This is a genomic window from Pseudomonas sp. GM24, assembly GCF_000282235.1.
GTDB lineage: Bacteria > Pseudomonadota > Gammaproteobacteria > Pseudomonadales > Pseudomonadaceae > Aquipseudomonas.
Map to the genome: position 1 here is coordinate 1 of NZ_AKJR01000323.1, position 3,490 is coordinate 3,490.

General features: G+C 57.8%; 3 protein-coding genes. 1 reads left to right on the top strand and 2 read right to left on the bottom strand.

Annotation, left to right across the window (positions count from 1 at the left end; all coding sequences use genetic code 11):
• Positions 1–78 precede the first annotated feature (78 nt).
• A complete protein-coding gene (locus PMI23_RS27735) occupies positions 79–987 on the bottom strand; it encodes a TauD/TfdA dioxygenase family protein (RefSeq protein ID WP_007950251.1) in 909 nt (302 codons plus the stop codon).
• 183 nt (positions 988–1,170) lie between these two features.
• Between PMI23_RS27735 and PMI23_RS27740 the strand changes: the two genes are divergently transcribed.
• Positions 1,171–2,091, top strand: a complete 921-nt coding sequence (locus PMI23_RS27740) for a LysR family transcriptional regulator (protein ID WP_007917649.1) — start codon at positions 1,171–1,173, stop codon at positions 2,089–2,091.
• Positions 2,092–2,133: 42 nt separating this feature from the next.
• On the opposite strand, the gene PMI23_RS27745 is transcribed toward PMI23_RS27740, so the two are convergent.
• Complete coding sequence (locus PMI23_RS27745; protein ID WP_007917651.1) at positions 2,134–3,147, bottom strand: ABC transporter substrate-binding protein; 1,014 nt, start codon at positions 3,145–3,147, stop codon at positions 2,134–2,136.
• Between the last annotated feature and the right edge of the window lie 343 nt (positions 3,148–3,490).

A 3,490-nucleotide genomic window follows, 5' to 3' on the forward strand; every position in this document is an offset into this window, starting at 1 on the left:
GGTCGATGTATCCCGAAAGACAACTCGATCGGCTCCCTCTCCCTCTGGGAGAGGGCTGGGGTGAGGGGCTCTTGATCTTCAATCGCGACCCTTGATGGTCTGACTACGCTGCCCATTCGCGCCCACCGGCACTTCCCCCTTGAGCGTCACCCGACGCACCACCCGATCCTGAGTGCCGTAATCATCAATCGCGTAATGCTGCGTCGAACGGTTATCCCAGATCGCCACATCACCGGCCTTCCAGCGCCAGCGCACGATGTTTTCCTGGCGGATCACATGGCTCTGCAAAAGCCCGAACAAATGCGCCGAATCAGCCTGCGAGTAACCTTTGATGCGTTTAACGAAATGCCCCAGCAGCAAGCTCTTTTCGCCACTGATCGGATGCACGCGGACCACCGGGTGCTCAGTCTCGTAAACGGTAGAGGTGAAGACCTTGCGATAGCGCTCAAGCTTCTCTACCGAGACGTCCGGCTTGGCGCTGGCGTAGTCGTATTCGTTGCTGTGCACGGCGACCAGTTTGTCGGCCAGTTCACGCAGCTCGGTCGGCAAGCCGTTGTACGCCGTCGCGGTGTTGGCCCACAGCGTGTCGCCACCGAAGGCCGGCGCGACGACCGAGCGCAGGATCGAGGCTTTCGGGTAAGCGTCGACGAAGGTCACGTCGGTGTGCCAGGAGCTGGCGCGCTGACCTTCAGCGCCGTCCAGTTCGAGCAGATAACGCGTGCCTTCACGCGACGGCACGGTCGGATGCGCTACGGGCTCACCGAGCAAATGAGCGAAAGCTTCCTGACGCTGATCGTCGAGTTGGGTCTGTTCACGGAAGAACACGACTTTGTACTGAACCAGCGCCTGCTGAATGGCTTCGACGGTGGCGGCGTCCAGTTCACCGGACAAATGCACGCCACGGATCTCGGCGCCGATACGACCGGCTACCGGGTGGATTTCCAGCGCGTGGACAGCGGGTTTTACTGCGAGTGCGGCATTGCTCATGGGTAGACCCTCATCGACTGCTTACGGTTTTTAACGGCAGCGAAACAACGCTCTATCTATATTCCATTTACATCTAATAGATATTCACATGCTTCGTTGACGGAATAAGAGCTTGCATTTAAAACCTCTAGTAACCCTCGTCGCAAATGCCTTCGAGCTATTTTTAGGATGCCGGAAAAGCATATGGATCTTCGCCAGTTGCGTTACTTCATCGCCCTCAACGAACACCGCAGTTTTGTCCGTGCGGCGGACGCCATGGGCATCACTCAACCGGCGTTCAGTCGCAGTATTCAGGGGTTGGAGCAGGAGTTCGGCTGCGTGCTGGTGGATCGCGGCAACAAGGACTTGCGCCCCACGCCTGAAGGTCAGGTGGTGCTGCAGCACGCCCTGAGCCTGGTGCAGGGCGCGGCGCTGCTCAGTGCCGAAGTGACGCAGATGACCAAGCTCGATGCCGGCGAGGTGCACTTCGGTTGCGGTCCGGCGCCGGCGGTGAAATTGGTGCCGGACGCGGTGGCGCAATTCATCAACGCGCACCCGAAAGTGCGCACCTGTTTTCAGGTGGATAACTGGGAAAAACTCAGTCGCGCGTTGAGCCGTGAAGAGATCGAGTTCTTTATCGCCGACATTCGTCATTTCGAATCCGATCCGAACTTCCAGACCCAGGCGCTGACACCCAAACGCGGAGTGTTTTTCTGCCGGCCGGGGCATCCGTTGCTGGCCAAGGAAAGCCTGTCGACCAACGACATGTTCGACTACCCGCTGGCGACCACGCTGATCCCGCCGGGAATTCGCAAATTGCTGGCGAACCTCAGCGGCCGCATCGATTTTTCCCCGACCATCGAGACCGAGCACTTTCCGGCGCTGGTGAAAGTGGTGCTGCAATCCAATGCGATTGGCGTGGGCACGGAAGAGGCGTTTGTCGAGGACATTGCCAAGGGTTCGCTGGTGTTGCTGCACTGGCGTAATTTGCCGCAGAACCTGGAGAGCATGAATGCGCGTTGCGGGATTGTCAGCCGTACCGGGTTTCGGCTGTCGCCGGCGGCACGGGCGATGATCGAGACGTTGGTGGCGGTGGATCGGCAGGAAGTCAGCGTCGCCGTTTAAAGGGTTCGTTCCCACGCAGAGCGTGGGAACGATCGGTGTACGTTAGAGCTTGGCTGCTGCCAACTCAGGCGCCACCCAATCGGTGACCTTGAACGACTTGCGAATCAGCTTCTGCTGCGCCGCCAGATCCACCTTGTCCTGCAAGCTGCCGAGGAACACCGGATCCAGTGTCGACGGGAACACTTCGCTCAATTTCTGATCCTGCAGATCCTGCGTCAGGATCACCGGTGGATAACTGGCCAAACCCGAGACCAGTTGCACGTAAGCCGCCTTGTTGCTGTCCTCGGTCAGCCACTCAACCGCCTGCTGCTGCGCCTTGAGCAATTTCTCCACCGCTTCCGGGTGCGCGTCGACAAACTTGCCCGTGCCGACCAGTACCGACTGCACGCTGCCTGCGCCACCGAGATCCTTGGTGTTCAGCGGCAACTCGGCCAGCCCCTTGGCCTGCAATGCGGTCAACCCGGAGCTGCCCCATGACGCATCGATCTGCTTGGCTGCCAACGCCGCGACCGCAGCATTGAAATCCAGATTGATCACTTTCAGATCCTTCTCGCTCAGACCCTGACTGGCCAGCGCCGCATCAAACGACAACTGGGTTGCCGTGCCTCGGAAGATCGCCACGCGTTTGCCTTTCAGATCCTGCAGAGTCTTGATCCCTGACCCCGGCACCACGCCCAGATACTGTTTTACCCCACGCGCACTGGCGCTGAGCAAACGCGTATCCAGGCCATTGGACTTGCCGATGATTGCCGCCAGATCGCCCAGATACGCCAGATCGACCTGACCATTGGCAAACGCCTCGTTGATCACCGGCCCGGCACCTTTGAAGAAATTCCAGTGAATCTTGATGCCCTGATCGGCGAAGGCTTTTTCAAAAATCTGCTGATCGCGCAACACATCAACCACGCCCCCACCGCTGTGCTGAGTGCCGGCGCTCAGGTCAGGCACGGCGATCCTGATTTCCTTGAGTTCGTCGGCATGCGCGGTAAACGCCAGCAGACCCGCCAGAGCAGGAACGGCAAACAGACTGAAAACACGTTTGAAGGGAAGGTTCATGGGTGCAGCTCCTTGATCACGACGGGCGTTGAGGAGCCGAAAGTAGGCCGAATGACTACCTACGCTTAAATACTATAAATGCACATTTTTATAGCTTTTAAAGCTAAGCAAGCATTAACGGGGCTTGCAGCGGCGTATGCATTAACAGCATCGAAAATATTCTTCGAATGCATTGGATGCGTGTGGGTTGGAAGCCTTAAATGGCGCTGCTTATCTCTAAAACTAACTTATTAACGATTATTTATAACTATTAGCTCTTAGTTAATGCCGCGAGAGTTCGCAGCCTTCGGCAGCTCCTACAGGGGTCAATTCAAGGACGCATTCCCCCGTAGGAGCTGCCGCA